We start from the raw sequence: 14,801 nt of genomic DNA, 5'->3' as shown, positions 1-14,801 counted from the left end.
TTGGAGTCCAACTTCGTCAACGGAATCAAGCGCCTGCCGTACACGATCTGAACGGTTCGACACAGGGCGTATCAGGATGCTCGGAGCCGGCGCAGGATTCCAGCCATGCTGTTGACGCTCTCGTCCGTGCGGCCTTGGGCTGCGGCCGGCGGATCTCCCAAGGGAAGTTTCGTGCGCGGCGCCAACGAGCGCATGTTCACGGTTCGCGGCCGTAGCCGGTGTCCCAGGCCCAGGCGGCGATGCCGACGCGGTTGCGGGCGGAGACCTTGCGGCCGATGCTCGCGACGTGGGTCTTCACGGTGGCGGTGGAGATGAAGAGTGCGGCGGCGATCTCGGCGTTGGTCCTGCCCTGGGCGAGGAGGCGGACGACGTCGCGCTCGCGGGCGGTCAGCGGCTCGTCGGGCCGGCGGGCCGTTCTCGCGCCGAGGTCGCGCAGCAGGCGCAGGGTGATCTGGGGGCTGATCAGCATGTCGCCGGTCATCGCGGCGCGAATCGCCTCGATCATGAGGGTCGGTCCGGAGCGTTTGAGGAGGAACCCGCAGGCCCCGCCGCGCAAGGCCTCGTGGATGTAGTCGTCCATGTCGTAGGTGGTGACGACGATGACGCGGGTGGAACCGGCGAGCCTGCGGGTCAGCTCCAGGCCGTCCAGGCCCGGCATGCGGATGTCGGCCAGCACGACGTCCGGGCGTACCAGCCTGGTCAGTTCCAGGGCGCGATCGCCGTCAGCGGCCTCACCCACGACGCGGATGTCGGGCTGGGCGTCCAGGATCATGCGGAACCCGCTGCGCACCATCGCCGAGTCGTCGGCGATCAGGACCCGTACGGTCACCGCGCCGCCAGCGGAAGAGCGGCGGCCACTCGCCACCCGGCCCGGTGCGGCCCGGCCTCCAGGGTCCCGCCGAGGGCTCCGACCCGTTCACGCAGACCGACGAGGCCGAGGCCGCCGCGCCTGGCCGCTGGAACGTGAGTCCCGTCTCCCACCCCGTCGTTGGTCACGCGTACGTGGAGTTCCTCGCCGGTACGGTCGACGACGATGACCACCGTGGATGCCGGAGCGTGGCGGCGCACGTTGGTCAGGGCTTCGACCACGATCCGGTAAGCGGTGGCGCCGATCTCTCTGGGCACATCCTCCGCGTCCACCTCCATCCGCAGCCGCAGGTCTCCGGGGTCGGCGGTGAACCGTCGTACCAACTCAGGAAGGTCCGCAAGCCCGGGTACAGGATGGCGCTCGGCGTCGCCTCCCGCGGAGAGCAGCCGGACCGTCCGGTCGGTGACCGACAGCGCCTGCAGGCCCGCCTCCTCGATCCAGGCCAGCGCCGCCCGGCCCTTGGCCGGGTCGGCGACGACCTGGGCCGCTTGTGCCTGGACGACGATCCCGGTCAGGTCATGGGCCACGAAGTCGTGCAGATCGCAGGCGAGCTCCATCCGCTGCTCACGACGTGCCGCCTCGACCGCTCGACCGCGTCGCTGATCGAGCGTCCGCAGATACAGCCCCAGCCCGGCCGCGCAGGCGGCGGCCAGCGACCACCAGGTGACGGTGAAGGCCTGCACGAGAAGCCCCTGGGCCGGGGCGAGCCGGAGGGCCACCGCCGATTCCGCCAGTCCGGCGGCCAGGCCGAGCGCGGCGGCCTCGCGCGGGGGAGCGGCGCGTACGACGGGCACGATCAGCACCGCCATCGCGGCGGACTCCAGGGCAGACCACAGGAGCACGCGGTAGGCCTCCCCTGCCGGGTCGGTGACGTCGACCGGATGGGTCAGCCGAAGCCAGAGCGTGGTGGCCAGGGAGGCGGTCACTGCCGCAACTGTCGTCCAGCGCGGGTTCCCCACCCGCTGGACGACGATCGCGATGACGCACAGCAGGGCGGACAGCCGCAACGGCAACGCCTCGCCGGGCCCGGCAAAGATCCCCGCCATCGGGACGACGACGGCCGCCGCCCGCCCACTCCATCGCACCGCCGACGCGCCCCCTCGCATGCGGCGCATCCTAACCCCGCCCGCATCGGCGGCACGGACCGCGGCGACGCAGGTGATAGGCGAGGGCGGCGGCGCCCAGGAAGATCCCCCATGAGGTCCAGGACAGGCTCACCGTCCATTGCTGCCACAGCGGGGCTCGCCCGCCGTGCTCGACGAAGCCCAGCCCGAAGCTCAGCCCGGCGGTGAACATCAGCACGGCGGCGGCGGTCGCGGGCACCACCGCGGCGGCGACCGGCACCCTGCGGCCGCGCAGGTACGGGATCCACCGCGGGAAGATCTCCCCCCAGGGCCGGACCAGCCCGAACGTGAGCGCGATCCCGCCGAAGGCCAGGAACGCCAGGAACGTCATCATCAGCGCGAGCGTCACCGGCTCCTGGTCCGCGGTGTCGGTGAAGCCCAGCGGGATCCCGATCGCCTCGACGAGCCGGGCGACCGGGTACGGCAGCGGCACCACCATCGCGGCGTACGTCGCCCACCTGCCCCATCGTGCCGCGGCCGACGGCGTGGTCCACCCTGCGGCGGTCGCCTCACGGCCGCACCGCGTGCAGGCACCGCGCGTACGGCGCCGGCAGACCAGCGCGGTCACCGTCCAGGCCAGGCCACCGCCCACGCAGACCAACTGGTTGACCACCGGCCAGGTGAGCTTGCCGAAGTATCCGAACAGCCCGTACACCAGGTTCTGCACCAGCCGTGCGTCGGGCACGACCAGGATCAGGACCACCGCCATGACCCCGCCGAAGACCGACACCCCGTTCCGCAGCGGCCGCGAGCCCGACCGGTCCGCCGCGACCGCGGCCACGACCCCGAGGACACCGAGGACGGCGATGACCGAGCCGCCCGCGCCGGGTCCCAGATCGGCGAGGACGGTACCTCGGTCGGGGTCGCCCAGCCCGTAGGGGAAACCGCCGAGTCCGAGGGCCCAACCCAGGCCGAGCAGCCCGTACGCCGAAGACCAGATCAAAGCCGCGTTCCCCGCCGCCGCTCTCAGGTATCTCATCGTCATAGATCCCAGCGTCCTGCGCCCTGCGATCACCCACCATCGACCAAAAGGCGCGTCCACCCGCCGAAAGCCCGGCGTGCCTCAGCCTTTCGGTGGACCAGAGGCGAAGGGCCCGGGAGACATGGACTCTTGTCTCTGCCATCTGCTCCGGCAGAAGGGCAGTGTGGAGGTGCAGCGTCGTCGGAGGCATGCTGATGGACTCCCGGTCGAACGTGGTCGTCGGTTACGACGAGACTGAAGAAAGCGGTTTCGCCCTGCGGTGGGCCGCTGCGGAAGCCCGGCTTCGGATGCTGGACCTGGTGGTCTGCCATTGCTGGCGGCTGCCCTACTCGCGCCATGCCCTCGGGCCCGAGATCGACCTGGAACCGATCGTCCAGCGGATGGGTGGGCGTTTGCTCAAACGCGGAGTCGCGCGGGCTCAGGCATTGGAGCCATCGCTGACGGTGCGGGGCAGGCTGATGGCGGCGCCCGCGTATGAAGCCCTCATGGACAAGTCCCACGATGCGGCGTTGATCGTGGTGGGTTCGCATGAGAACGACAGCCTGCCGGTCGGGTCGACCGCGCTGCAGCTGCCCGCTCACGCGCAGACTCCCACGGTGATCGTGCGTCGCGCTTCCGCTCGATACCGGCGCGTGGTGGTCGGAGTCGACGAGTCACCCGGTAGCGCCGAGGCGCTGGCGTTCGCCTTCGAAGAAGCGGCTCTGCACCGTACGCGTCTCCAAGTCGTCTGCGGCTGGGAGGCCGCCGCGGGAGGCGCGGGAGGGGAGGCCGCCCGGGATGAGGTGGAGCCCGGCTCTGCCTGGGAGGCTCGTATCGAGCGTGCCGTCGCGCCCTGGGCGGAGAAGTTCCCGGACGTCGAGTTCTCCAAGTCCTTGATTCTGAAGGATCCGCGTGACGCGTTGCTTGAGGCGTCCGAGACGGCCGGTCTTGTCGTGGTGGGCGATCGCGGAAACGGTGGCGTGAGGGGTCTGCTCCTGGGGGCTACCAGTTTGGCGATCATTCATCATGCGCGGTGCACGGTTGCTGTCGTGCATGAACGCCGCACGCCCAGGTGATAACGCCGCACGCCCAGGTGATGGCGAGCCAGGCGAGACGGGCAGGCGGGCACCGGCAAGAACCCTCTGAAGTTGCCATGAATCGATCGTGGGCTCTGGTGGGTTCGTCTCGGCGGCCACGAGCATTGGGGCCGCCAGGAGTTCGATCACCTCTGTGAAGGGCCTGTCGTGTTGTCCACCGTCTTCGGACTGCCCACTCATCCGCTCGTCGTGCACTTCGTTGTGTTCTTCATACCTGTCACCGTGCTGACGGCCCTGGTGGTGAGCCTGTGGCCCGAGGCGCGGCGACGGTTCGCGCTCTGGGCACTGGGCGCGGCCACGATCGCGGTGCTCGCCGTTCCGCTGGCCACCGAAACGGGTGAGCATCTGGAGGCACGTGTCCCGCATTCGAAGCTGGTGGAGGAGCACGCGGAGCTCGCCGACGCGTTGCTGCCGTTGATGGCCGCTCTGTGGGTGGGGCTCGCCCTCGTCGTGGCCGTCCGCTGGTACGCCGGCCGGGCGACGGAGGCGCGCTGGACGGGTTTCGCGATGGCCGGGGCGATCGTCATCACCGTCGTGGCGTCCCTTGCCACCGGGGTCCAGGTGGTCAGGATCGGCCACAGCGGGTCCAAAGCCGTCTGGCACGAGGTCGGATCCGAATCCGGAGCCGGGCAGGCTCCCTGACCGGCCGCCCTCGGCTCGCGCGCGTTCGCTGTACGCGCCGAGCCGGCCGGCAGAGCCCGGCGGGAGCGGTCAAGGGAGAGCGGGGGCTTGCGGGAGGACGGCGATGTCGCGCAGGCCGGGCGTCCACCAGACGGCACCGTCGTGGGCCACGGCGAAGGCCTCGAGATCGGGACGGGTGCGGAGCCACTCGCGCGCGTCGTCGCCCATGGCGAATGCGGCGGTGGCGAGCGCGTCGACCTCGGTGAGGTGCCGTCCGACGAGCGTCAGCGCGGCCAGTTCACCGGCGGGGCGGCCCGTGAGCGGGTCGATGATGTGGTGGCCGCGTTCGGAGACGCCCGAGGTCGCGACGGCGAGGTCCCGCCCCGAGACGACGGCGACGAGACGGTGCCGGTCGGCGGGGTCGTTCAGGCCGATACGCCACGGGTGGCCGGGCGCGGATTCGCCGCGGAGCTGGACGTCGCCGCCGCCGTTGACGTAGTGGTCGGTGAATCCGGCCTCGTGCAGGATCGTCGAGGCTCGTTCGATCGCCCAGCCCTTGACGAAGCCGCTGGGATCCAGGCGGCCGCCGGGCGTGGCGGTGAACCAGCCTCCGCTGGCCTCGGTCAGCGCGTCGCAATGGGCGAGGACTTCGGATACGACGGGGTCGCACTCGCCGAGCGTCAGGGTCCCGTCGGCCAGGCGGCTGATCTGGCTGTCGGGCCGATAGGTGGAGAAGCGTGAGTCCACGTGGTGGAGCCATGCCACCGCCTGCGCGAGGGCAAGGTTGAGCTCGCGTGAGCGCCGCGCCTGGATGACGAACGAGAACACGGTGCCCATGACGTGTTCGACGTGATGAATGCGGGGGCGGCTGTCAGGCACCGGCCCGGTCCAAGGCGCTCTGCAAGGAGGAGATGTAGCCCTCGCTGGTGTAGGTGGCCCCGGAGACCGCGTCGATGTGCGCGTTGCCCGCCGCGATGGCCTCCTGGGTGAGTTGCGGGACGGCTATCGCGGCGATCTCCCTGTCCCTGCCGTTGTCGGAGGGAAGACGGATGGCGCGCACCGCGGTGATCCGGCCCTGGGACACGGTGGCCTCGACCTGGACAGGTCCGTAGCGAGTGTCGACGACCTTGCCTTTGTAGGTGCCGCTCGCCGATGCCGGCGGTGCGGTGGCCTTGCCCGTTGGCTCCGATCGTGTGGCGGTGGCGGTGGCGGCGGCGGGGGAGTGGTGCGGTTTCAGGGCGAGGAGCAGAGCGATCCCGGCAACGGTTGATGCGGTGGCCACGGCGGCTCGGTGCACGATCGCGACTCCTTAGAACTCGAACGATTCGAAGTGGACGTCGCGATTGCGGACCCCTGCCTGGGCGAGTGCCTTGCGGGCCGCCTCCGCCATTCCTGGAGGGCCGCACAGGTAGACGTCTCGCTCCACCAGGTCGGGGATGAGATGCAGAAGGGCCCGGCCGGTGAGGGGGAGGGAGTAGTCCGAGGGCTCGTCGACGAAATAGAGGGCCCGCGCACCGCGTGCCACGGCGATGGCCTCCAGCTCGCCGTACAGCGCCAGGTCGGTGGACGTGCGCGCGAGATAGACGAGAACGAGGTCACCGGGCAGGGTCTCGAACAGCGTGCGCAGTGGCGTGATGCCGACCCCGCCCGCCAACAGGAGAGCCCTGTTGCTGCGGCGACGCTTGCCCGTGAAGGAGCCGTAGGGCCCTTCGGCCCAGACGCGGATCCCGGGCCGGAGCCTGGCCAGGGCACGGCTGTGATCGCCGGCGACCTTGACGGTGATGCGCAGGCAGTCGTCGCGCGGCGGGGCCGACAGCGAGTACGGGTTGGCCGCCCACCACATGCCCGGTGTGAGGAAACGCCAGCGGAAGAACTGTCCGGGCTCGGCTCCGAGGTCGTCGAGGTGGTGGCCGGTCATGTAGACCGAGACGACACCGGGGGACTCAAGCCGTACATCGGCCACTCGCAGCTGGTGGCGTAGCCCGCGGCGTATCGGGACGAGGAAGCGGTACCACGCCAGGAAGACGGCGACGCCGATGTAGAGCGAGTACCAGAAGAGCCGCGCCCAGGGCGAGCTCACGAACTGCGCGCCGTTGGCCAGCTGGTGGAAGAAGGCCAGGAAGACTGCCAGGTAGGTGGCGAAATGCAGGTAGTGCCACGTCTCGTAGCTGAGTCGCCGGCGAGCGGCCCGCGCCGAGGTGATCCCGACGCCGACCAGGAGCAGGAACCCCGCCGTCGCCTTGAGCATCTCGGGATAGTCGACGACGACCCTGACCGTTTCGCGGACGGGATCGGTCCGTGCGGTCACCGCGTACCCCGTAATGATCAATAGGACGTGCGCGAGGGCGAGGAAGACGGTGTACCGGCCGCCTGCGGCGTGCCAGCGCGCGAGCCGGTCGGTGCCGACGCCGCGTTCCAGCGCCGGGACGCGGGCCATCAGGGCCAGCAGAACGGCGCAGCCGTAGCCGGCGAGCAGTCCGGTGACGCGGCCCGCCTCGGTGAGCCAGCCGTCGAGGCCGGTGACCGAGCGCGTGCCGATCCACCAGAGCGCCAGGACCAGGCCGCCGCCAGCGAAGATCAACAACAGCGGCCAGGAGGCCGGCGGACGCCAGGCTCTCCGGTGTGCCGGCGGCGCCCCCCACGCACGGACGCCCGCGCCGCCGGCTCGTGTGGTGGTCATGCGGCCGACCCTGCCAGCGCAAGTTCTGAAATCCCTCTGACATCATGGTGAACGGCGCCTTTCAGAGCCTCTTCAGAGGAAACACAGAGGTTCGAGAGGGAGCCTGGGGGCACTATGACGACGGCTGACGACGACATCCCACCGGGTGACGATGATCTTCCATCGGGCGCCTCGCGGCCCGCGGGACTCCGGCGAGCCGATGGCACACCGGTTCGGGCTCTCGTCGTGGACGACGAGCCGGACCTGGCCGATGTGCTGTCGCGGATGCTGGCGCTGGAGGGCTGGGCGGTCCGTACGGCCGCCGACGGTGCGTCCGCGGTGGCGGCCGCCCGGGAGTTCCGGCCCGACGTGGTCGTGCTGGACGTGATGCTGCCCGATATCGACGGCTTCCAGGTGCTCAGGCGGATCCGTGCCGACAGCCCCGAGGTGTGCGTGCTGTTCCTGACCGCACGCGACGCCGTGGAGGACCGGATCGCGGGGATCACCGCGGGCGGGGACGACTACGTCACCAAGCCGTTCAGCCTCGAAGAGGTGCTCGCCCGCCTGCGGGGCCTGCTGCGCCGTGCCGGGATGACCAGGCAGGTGGTGGAGTCGGGCCTGATCACGGTCGGGACGCTGACCATGGACGAGGAGGCCCGCGAGGTCGTCCGCGGCGGTGAGATCGTCGACCTCACGCCGACCGAGTTCGAACTGCTGCGCTTCCTGATGCGCAATCCTCGCCGGGTGCTGAGCAAAGCGCAGATCATGGACCGGGTGTGGAGCTATGACTTCGGCGGCCAGGCCCACGTGGTGGAGCTCTACATCAGCTACCTGCGCAAGAAGATCGACGCGGGCCGCCCGCCCATGATCCACACAGTTCGCGGCGTCGGCTACGTTCTCAAACCGGACCTCGCGTGAACGGCCCGCGCGTGAACGGACCTCGCGTGAACGGCCCGCGCGTGAACGGCCCGCGCGTGAACGGCCCGCGCGTGAACGGCCCGCGCGTTCCGGTTCCGCGGACCCTGCGCGCACGGCTGACCCTGGGCCTGGTCGTTCTGCTCGCTGTGAGCTGCCTGATCGTGGGCGTCGCGACCATCACGGCCCTGCGCGGGTTCCTGGTGGGGCGGCTCGACCAGCAGCTCGCCACCGAAGGCGGCCGGTTCCCGGCGAGCCTGGAACACGAGCACAGGCCCGACGCCGACAACCGGACCGACACCCGCGGGCAGGCACCGCGCACCTTCGGCGCCAGGCTCGTGTCGGGGCAGGTGACCGCCGCCTCGGTCGTCCAGGCGCAGAGCTTCGAGCCGGTCCCGCTCACCGCTGCCGACCGGCAGGCGCTGGCCTCGGTACGGCCGGACGGTCATGGACACCGGTTGAGTCTGTCGGCGCTCGAGGAGTACCGCGTGATGGCGGTGCACGGTGACGACGGCGACATCCTGATCACCGGGCTGTCCCTGCACCCGGTCGAGGAGACCCTCCACCGCCTCGAGCTGGTGGAGCTGGTGGTCTTCGGGATCGTGCTGGCCGCTGCCGGGACCGCGGCGGCCCTGTGGGTCCGGCTCACACTGCGCCCGCTGCGCCGGGTGGTGTCCACGGCCACGCGGGTCGCCGAACTGCCGCTCGCGGGCGGCGAGGTGGCGATGCCCGAACGGGTCCCCGACACCGACCCGCGCACCGAGGTCGGCCAGGTCGGCGCCGCCCTGAACAGGATGCTCGCGCACATCGAGGACGCGCTGGCCCGCCGCCACGCCAGCGAGGAACGGCTGCGCCGCTTCGCCGCCGACGCCAGCCACGAACTGCGCACACCCGTGGCCGCCGTACGGGGCCACGCCGAGCTCGCCCTGCGCAGCCCCGCCGGCCTGCCCGAACCCGTCGCGCACGCCCTGGGCCGCATCGAGGCCGAAGCGGTGCGGATGAGCGAGCTGGTCGACGACCTGCTGCTGCTCGCCCGGCTGGACACCGGACGCCCGCTCGTCTCCGAGCCGGTGGACCTCACCCGCCTGGTGCTGGACGCCACCAGCGACGCACGCGTCGCCGGACCCGACCACCGCTGGGAGCTGGTGCTCCCCGAAGAACCGGTCGTCGTGCGAGGCGACGAGCACCGGCTGCACCAGATGGTCGCCAACCTACTCGCCAACGCCCGTACGCACACCCCGCCGGGCACCCACGTCACCGTCCGGGTCGCCGGGCGGGAGGACCGCGCCGAACTCGAGGTCGAGGACGACGGCCCCGGCGTGCCGCCCGACATCCGGGCCGAGCTCTTCCAGCGGTTCGTCCGCGCCTCCCAGAGCAGATCACGCGCGGAGGGCGGCACCGGTCTCGGCCTCGCCATCGTGGACGGCGTGGCCACCGCGCACGGCGGCCACGCCGAGCTGGCCGGAGCACCGGGCCGCACGACCTTCAGAGTGACGCTGCCCATGAAGACCGATCACCCACCGGCCGGCTTGCTCTAGAGGGTCTCGCCGGACACCGTGGCGCCTCCCGAGGTCCACATCAGCACCGCGTGACCGGGCGCCGCGGCCAGGTCGAACGAGCCGAAGGCGCCCACCACCGCGGCCGGTGACCCGAACGATCCGCCGGGCGCGGCCGTCGCGGCACGCAGCGTGTTGCCGTTGCCGTCCATCCAGGCGACCACGAAGGCGCCCGCCGGGGTGGCGGCGGCCTGCGGCGCGCCGACGTAGTCGTTCGCCGACGAGATCAGCGTGGCCGGTCCCCAGGCGCCGCCCGCGGGCAGGCGCGACACGTACGCCGGGAAGGTCGTGGCGCCCGGGCCGACGCGCACGAACGCCGCGACGGCGTTGCCCGCCGCGTCGATCGCCGTGCCGACCGAGCCGGAGGCGCCGGTGGTGAGCGTCGTCACCGCGCTCCACGCGCCGCCCGCGGTACGGGTCGCGGCGAGCACGGTGGTGCGGCCGCGCCAGACCAGCGAGGCCTGACCGGCGTCGTTCAGCGCGACGGCGGGGTTGCCCTGCCGGTACGCGGGGGCGGCGACGGTCACGGCCGCCGAGAACCCGCCGGTGGTGGTCCCGGCAGCGGCGAAGATCGCGCCGCTGGGGCCGTTCCAGGCCGCGACGGCCGACCCGCCGGAATTCACCGCCAGCCGCACGGCGCGGCCGCTCGGATCCAGCGTGCGGACCGCCGACCAGGAGCCGCCGGCCGGAAGACTCGCCGTCAGGACACCGGCGTTGGAGGCCCAGACCGCGACCGCGTTCCCGGAACCGTCGATGGCCAGCTGCGGCGCGCCCGCGTCGGTGCCGAGCGTGACGGGCGCGCTCCAGGATCCGCCCGGCGGCCGGACGCTCGCCTTCATGACCCCGGTGATCGGCGGCAGGCCCTCCCAGACGGAGACCGCGCGGCCGTCCGGCGCGAGCGCGACCGCCGGGCTGACACCGCCGCCGAGCGTCGTCGGCGCGGACCAGGAAGTGCCGTTGGTGCTGGTGCGAACGTGCACGAACTGGCTGCCGTCCGCCGCCTGGTCGTACCATGCGGCGGCCTGCGCTCCGGTCGCAGTGACCGCGATCGACGGCCCGTCGACCACGTCGGTCGGCGGGATGGGCGTGGACAGCCTGATCGGCGTGCTCCACCCACCGGCGGCACCGGCGGGCAGGACGAGCGCCATCAGCGTGACGGCGGCGATGAGGAACGCCGCGAAACCGTTACGGATGGTCCGGGTCATGACCGGCCTCCATCGCTCGAACGAAGTCCATCGACACCGGCTTCACGGCGTGCCGCCCGGCGAGGTTCACCCTTCGGACTGGCCGCGAACGGTCACCGCCCGATCCGGCGGGTTCCTCGTATCGAAGCGTCACTTCGCATCGGGAGGCGGAGGCGTAGAGTCGAGTCATCTCTCCGCCGGTCATCCGGCCTGGACAGGGAGCGCGCGATGGTCCGCAGCGCGGCTTATCTAGGCCAGGTTCTGTTGCTGGCGGCGTGCTACGTCCTGGCGGGTAAGGCTGCGTTCGGCGCGGCCTCGATGAACACCAGCGTCGCGCCGCTGTGGTTTCCGGTGGGGCTGGCGGTCGCCGCCGTGCTGCTCGCCGGTTATCGGATGCTGCCCGGCGTGTTCGCGGGCGCCTTGGTGTTCAACGCGCTCACCTCGGTGCCGTTCACCGTGGCGTTGGCGATCGCGGTCGGGAACACGCTGGAGGCCGCGGCGGCGTTGTTCTTGCTGCGGCTGCTCGGGTTCGATCGGCGGGCGTTCCGGACGTGGGATCTGCTGGTGCTGACCGGTGCGGGGGCCCTGGCGGCGACGATGGTCAGCGCGACCGTGGGGATCGTGGCGTTGCGGTCGGCGGAGATCGTGGACTCGGCGCACGCTGGTTCGGCGTGGACGCTGTGGTGGTTCGGGGACGCGGCCGGCGTCCTCACCGTGACCCCGCTCGTGCTGCTGCTGTGGCCCGACCACGAGACACGTCCCGGGGTGCGTTCACGGCTGACGACCGGCCGGTGGGTCGAGGCAGGCGCGCTTGCGACGACGCTGGCCGTGGTGTTGTGGTCGGCGACCCATGTCGAAGCGATCCGTACGGCGGTGGTCTTCCCGGTCGCGGTGTGGGCGGCGATCCGGTTCCGGCTGGCCGGGGCGGCCCTGGTGAACGCGGTGTGCGCGGTCGTCTTGGTCTGGGTGACGGCGCGGGGTCTGGGCTCGCTGGTCCTGCCGTCCCTGAGCAGCGGTCTCTTGCAGGCCGAGCAGTACGTCGTGGTCGTGGCCGCGACGAGCCTGCTGCTGGCGGCCTTGACCGTTGAACGGGAACGCGCGACCGCCGCACTGCGGCGCAGTGCCGCCGATCTGGAGCGGGAACGGACGCAGTTGCGCGGCGCGCAGCACATGGCGGGGCTGGGCAGCTGGGAGTACGACATCGAGTCCGGCATGGTCAGCTGCTCGGCCGAGCTTCGCGAGACGCTCGGGCTGCCGCGTGCGAGCACGGCCGTGACGTTCGCGGACTTCCTGGATCTCATCGACCCGGCCGATCGACCCCGGTTCCTCGACGCGACCGCCGAGTGCGCCGACGGCGGCTCGTTCAAGGTCGACCTACGCGTGCACAGCGACGGCGAGGGAAGGGTGCTCAACACCCAGGGTGTCGTTCAACGCAACCAGGACGGCGAGCTGGTGCGGGTACGGGGGATCGGCCTGGACGTCACCGTCCGCAAGGCGATCGAGGACGAGCTGGCCGCCGCCCGTGACCAGGCGGTGGAGGCGTCCCGGCTGAAGTCGGCGTTCCTGGCGACGATGAGCCATGAGATCCGTACCCCCTTGAACGGGGTCATCGGCCTGGCCCATGCCCTGCTCGCCGGGCCGCTGGACACCGAACAGAGACGCCGGGCGGACGGGATCCGCGATGCGGGCGAATCGCTGCTGGCGATCTCCAACGACATCCTCGATCTGTCGAAGATCGAGGCCGGCGCCCTGGTGCTGGACGACCGCGCGTTCGATCCGGTGGCCACGGTCCAGGAGGCGGTGGCCCTGTTCGAGGCGGCGGCCGCGGACAAGGGGCTGACGCTCCAGGTCCGCGCCTGGCGGTCGGAGTCGGGGTGGGTGCGCGGGGACCGGACGCGGGTCCGTCAGGTCGTTCTCAATCTGGTGTCCAACGCGGTGAAGTTCACCTCCGAGGGCGAGATCATCGTGGCCGTCGGACTCACCGAGCCGCCTGAGGACCCGGCCCGTACCTCGATCCGGATCGAGGTACGCGACACCGGGGAAGGCATTCCACCCGACGTCCAGGCGCGCCTGTTCGAGCCGTTCGTCCAGGCCGACGCGTCCACGACCCGCCGTCATGGCGGCACCGGCCTCGGCCTGGCGATCTCCCGCCGTCTCGCCACCGCGATGGGCGGCGACCTCACCGCGTTCAGCGCGCCCGGCGAAGGAACGACCTTCCGTTTCACCCTCGCCCTGCCGCACGCACCGCCGCCCGCGGTCGCCACGCCCGACCGCGCGGCCGGGGACCGGCCCGCGGCGGGCGCCGCGAGGGCGAGGATCCTGCTCGTGGAGGACAACGCTCTGAACCAGATGGTCGCTCGCGAGGTACTGACCTCGCTCGGCTACCGATTCGACGTCGCCTCCGACGGCGTTCAGGCGGTGGAGCTGACCCGCACCCGGCGCTACCAGGCGATCTTGATGGACTGCCAGATGCCGGTGATGGACGGCTACACCGCCACCCGCGCGATCCGCCGCCGCGACCGCGACCACACCCCGATCATCGCGCTGAGCGCCAGCGTGTTCGCCGAGGACCGGCAACGCTGCCTGGCGGCGGGCATGGACGACTTCATCGCCAAACCCTTCGACCTGAACGAGCTGGCGGCGACCCTCGCCCGCTGGACCGCCGACCCCGTCAGCTGACCTCGAAGGTGCCGCGGAGGTGGATCTTGGCGGAGGAGTTGCCGATCTGGATCTCGAACGTGCCGGGTTCGACGACCCGCCGCATCGATTCGTCGACCAGCTCCATGTCCTGGGGGCCGAGCGTGAGCCGGACGGTCTCCTTCTGGCCCGGACACAGATCCACCTTGGCGAAGCCGCGCAGTTGCGTGATGGGCAGCGAGACGCTCGACTGCCGGTCGGCCAGGTAGGGCTGGACGACCTCCTGGTCGGCCCGGTGGCCGGTGTTGGTGATGTCGACGCGGACCTCGGTGGTCTCTCCGGCCTTGATCCTGCGGCGGGAGACCTTGAGGTTGTCGTAGCGGAACGTGGTGTAGCTCAGACCGTGGCCGAACTCGTACAACGGGGACGCCGCAAGCCCCGCATAGGCGTCGGCGGCCGCGCGCATGGGCCTGACGCCGTAGTAGATCGGGAGCTGGCCCACGCTGCGCGGCACCGTCACCGGTAACCGCCCGCCCGGGTCGCACGTGCCGAACAGCACGTCGGCGATGGCCTCGCCGCCGCGCTCACCGGGAAGCCAGGCCCTCCATCGGCACAGAGCCGTCCTTCACCGCTGCCTGGAGCCCGTCGAGGTAGGCCTCTTCCCAGGTGATGCCCACACGAGAACCATCGAGACCGGCGCACGACGCGCGCCGGTCTGCCTCGATCGCCACGTCCCTCACGCGCCGTCGCCGAGCCACTCCCTGATCAGGCCCGACCACTTGCGATTGTCGGTCGTCTCCATGAACGTCCGGTGATCGATCATCAGATAGATCTCACCGACCGGGACGGTCCCCAGAATCAGCGGCTTACCGGCATTCAGCAGCCCGCCGATGAACCGCCCGTACAGCTTGGTGTACTCGTTCGCCACGGACGTCACCTCGTCCGGCCGCAGCACCAGATCGCCGCCGTCACCCCACCCCTGCAGCACCAGGCGATCGTCATGAAGCGAGGCCTCGCCACGCCGCTGAAACAGCACGCTCTGGTCGACCCCGGCCGCGATCCGGTCGCCCGTCCTACGCGCCCGGAGCTCCTCAGTCGTGCAGCCGATATACGGTGCCTGCGCCGATGGCGCTTCGATTTTGCCCATGTCCCCAGGCTGCCGCCCGTCACCGGTCCGTC

General features: G+C 71.3%; 15 protein-coding genes. 5 read left to right on the top strand and 10 right to left on the bottom strand.

Going from position 1 to position 14,801, the window contains the following annotated elements:
* Nucleotides 1–196: 196 nt before the first annotated feature.
* The 3 genes from J4573_RS40660 to J4573_RS40650 are packed head-to-tail and all read right to left on the bottom strand — an operon-like array spanning nucleotide 197 to nucleotide 2,971.
* Nucleotides 197–829 carry a response regulator gene (locus J4573_RS40660; RefSeq protein WP_208261476.1) on the bottom strand — a complete coding sequence of 211 codons (633 nt, stop codon included), beginning with the start codon at nucleotides 827–829 and terminating at the stop codon, nucleotides 197–199.
* Entirely contained in the window at nucleotides 826–1,974 is a 1,149-nt protein-coding gene (locus J4573_RS40655) for a sensor histidine kinase (protein WP_208261475.1), read from the bottom strand. Before J4573_RS40655 ends, J4573_RS40660 begins: the two co-directional genes overlap by 4 nt.
* A gap of 10 nt (nucleotides 1,975–1,984) precedes the next feature.
* Entirely contained in the window at nucleotides 1,985–2,971 is a 987-nt protein-coding gene (locus tag J4573_RS40650; RefSeq protein ID WP_208261474.1) for a hypothetical protein, read from the bottom strand.
* Between the two features lie 191 nt (nucleotides 2,972–3,162).
* Between J4573_RS40650 and J4573_RS40645 the strand changes: the two genes are divergently transcribed.
* Nucleotides 3,163–4,029 carry a universal stress protein gene (locus J4573_RS40645; RefSeq protein WP_243774353.1) on the top strand — a complete coding sequence of 289 codons (867 nt, stop codon included), beginning with the start codon at nucleotides 3,163–3,165 and terminating at the stop codon, nucleotides 4,027–4,029.
* A 168-nt stretch (nucleotides 4,030–4,197) separates the two neighbouring features.
* Nucleotides 4,198–4,692, top strand: a complete 495-nt coding sequence (locus J4573_RS40640) for a DUF2231 domain-containing protein (RefSeq protein WP_208261473.1) — start codon at nucleotides 4,198–4,200, stop codon at nucleotides 4,690–4,692.
* Between the two features lie 69 nt (nucleotides 4,693–4,761).
* On the opposite strand, the gene J4573_RS40635 is transcribed toward J4573_RS40640, so the two are convergent.
* From J4573_RS40635 to J4573_RS40625, 3 genes are read right to left on the bottom strand one after another with little or no spacing between them, the layout of a single operon-like run.
* The gene (locus J4573_RS40635; protein ID WP_243774352.1) at nucleotides 4,762–5,508 is read right to left on the bottom strand and encodes an FAD:protein FMN transferase; all 747 of its coding nucleotides are present in this window, start codon (nucleotides 5,506–5,508) and stop codon (nucleotides 4,762–4,764) included.
* Nucleotides 5,509–5,542: 34 nt separating this feature from the next.
* On the bottom strand, nucleotides 5,543–5,968 hold the full coding sequence (locus tag J4573_RS40630; RefSeq protein WP_208261471.1) for an FMN-binding protein: 426 nt from the start codon (nucleotides 5,966–5,968) through the stop codon (nucleotides 5,543–5,545).
* A 12-nt stretch (nucleotides 5,969–5,980) separates the two neighbouring features.
* Nucleotides 5,981–7,351 carry a ferredoxin reductase family protein gene (locus tag J4573_RS40625; protein WP_208261470.1) on the bottom strand — a complete coding sequence of 457 codons (1,371 nt, stop codon included), beginning with the start codon at nucleotides 7,349–7,351 and terminating at the stop codon, nucleotides 5,981–5,983.
* 225 nt (nucleotides 7,352–7,576) lie between these two features.
* Between J4573_RS40625 and J4573_RS40620 the strand changes: the two genes are divergently transcribed.
* Nucleotides 7,577–8,248 (top strand): response regulator transcription factor, encoded by a 672-nt coding sequence (locus J4573_RS40620; protein WP_307797299.1) that lies wholly within the window; start codon nucleotides 7,577–7,579, stop codon nucleotides 8,246–8,248.
* 11 nt (nucleotides 8,249–8,259) lie between these two features.
* Nucleotides 8,260–9,783 (top strand): sensor histidine kinase, encoded by a 1,524-nt coding sequence (locus J4573_RS40615; protein WP_307797298.1) that lies wholly within the window; start codon nucleotides 8,260–8,262, stop codon nucleotides 9,781–9,783.
* Here J4573_RS40615 and J4573_RS40610 read toward each other — a convergent pair.
* Nucleotides 9,780–11,006, bottom strand: coding sequence for a hypothetical protein (locus J4573_RS40610; RefSeq protein WP_208261468.1), 1,227 nt, complete (start codon nucleotides 11,004–11,006; stop codon nucleotides 9,780–9,782). The genes J4573_RS40615 and J4573_RS40610 overlap by 4 nt on opposite strands.
* Before the next feature lie 207 nt (nucleotides 11,007–11,213).
* Between J4573_RS40610 and J4573_RS40605 the strand changes: the two genes are divergently transcribed.
* On the top strand, nucleotides 11,214–13,664 hold the full coding sequence (locus J4573_RS40605; RefSeq protein ID WP_208261467.1) for an MASE1 domain-containing protein: 2,451 nt from the start codon (nucleotides 11,214–11,216) through the stop codon (nucleotides 13,662–13,664).
* Here J4573_RS40605 and J4573_RS40600 read toward each other — a convergent pair.
* From J4573_RS40600 to J4573_RS40590, 3 genes are read right to left on the bottom strand one after another with little or no spacing between them, the layout of a single operon-like run.
* Nucleotides 13,657–14,181, bottom strand: coding sequence for a fibronectin type III-like domain-contianing protein (locus tag J4573_RS40600; RefSeq protein ID WP_307797297.1), 525 nt, complete (start codon nucleotides 14,179–14,181; stop codon nucleotides 13,657–13,659). The two genes, J4573_RS40605 and J4573_RS40600, sit on opposite strands and share 8 nt — an antisense overlap.
* 25 nt (nucleotides 14,182–14,206) lie before the next feature.
* Nucleotides 14,207–14,353, bottom strand: coding sequence for a hypothetical protein (locus J4573_RS40595; RefSeq protein WP_208261465.1), 147 nt, complete (start codon nucleotides 14,351–14,353; stop codon nucleotides 14,207–14,209).
* Nucleotides 14,354–14,358: 5 nt separating this feature from the next.
* Nucleotides 14,359–14,769: a hypothetical protein gene (locus J4573_RS40590; RefSeq protein ID WP_208261464.1), complete on the bottom strand. Its 411-nt coding sequence runs from the start codon at nucleotides 14,767–14,769 to the stop codon at nucleotides 14,359–14,361.
* Between the last annotated feature and the right edge of the window lie 32 nt (nucleotides 14,770–14,801).

Origin of the sequence: Actinomadura barringtoniae (genome assembly GCF_017573505.1) — a bacterium.
GTDB lineage: Bacteria > Actinomycetota > Actinomycetes > Streptosporangiales > Streptosporangiaceae > Spirillospora > Spirillospora barringtoniae.
This window is presented reverse-complemented; position numbering and strand designations above follow the sequence as displayed.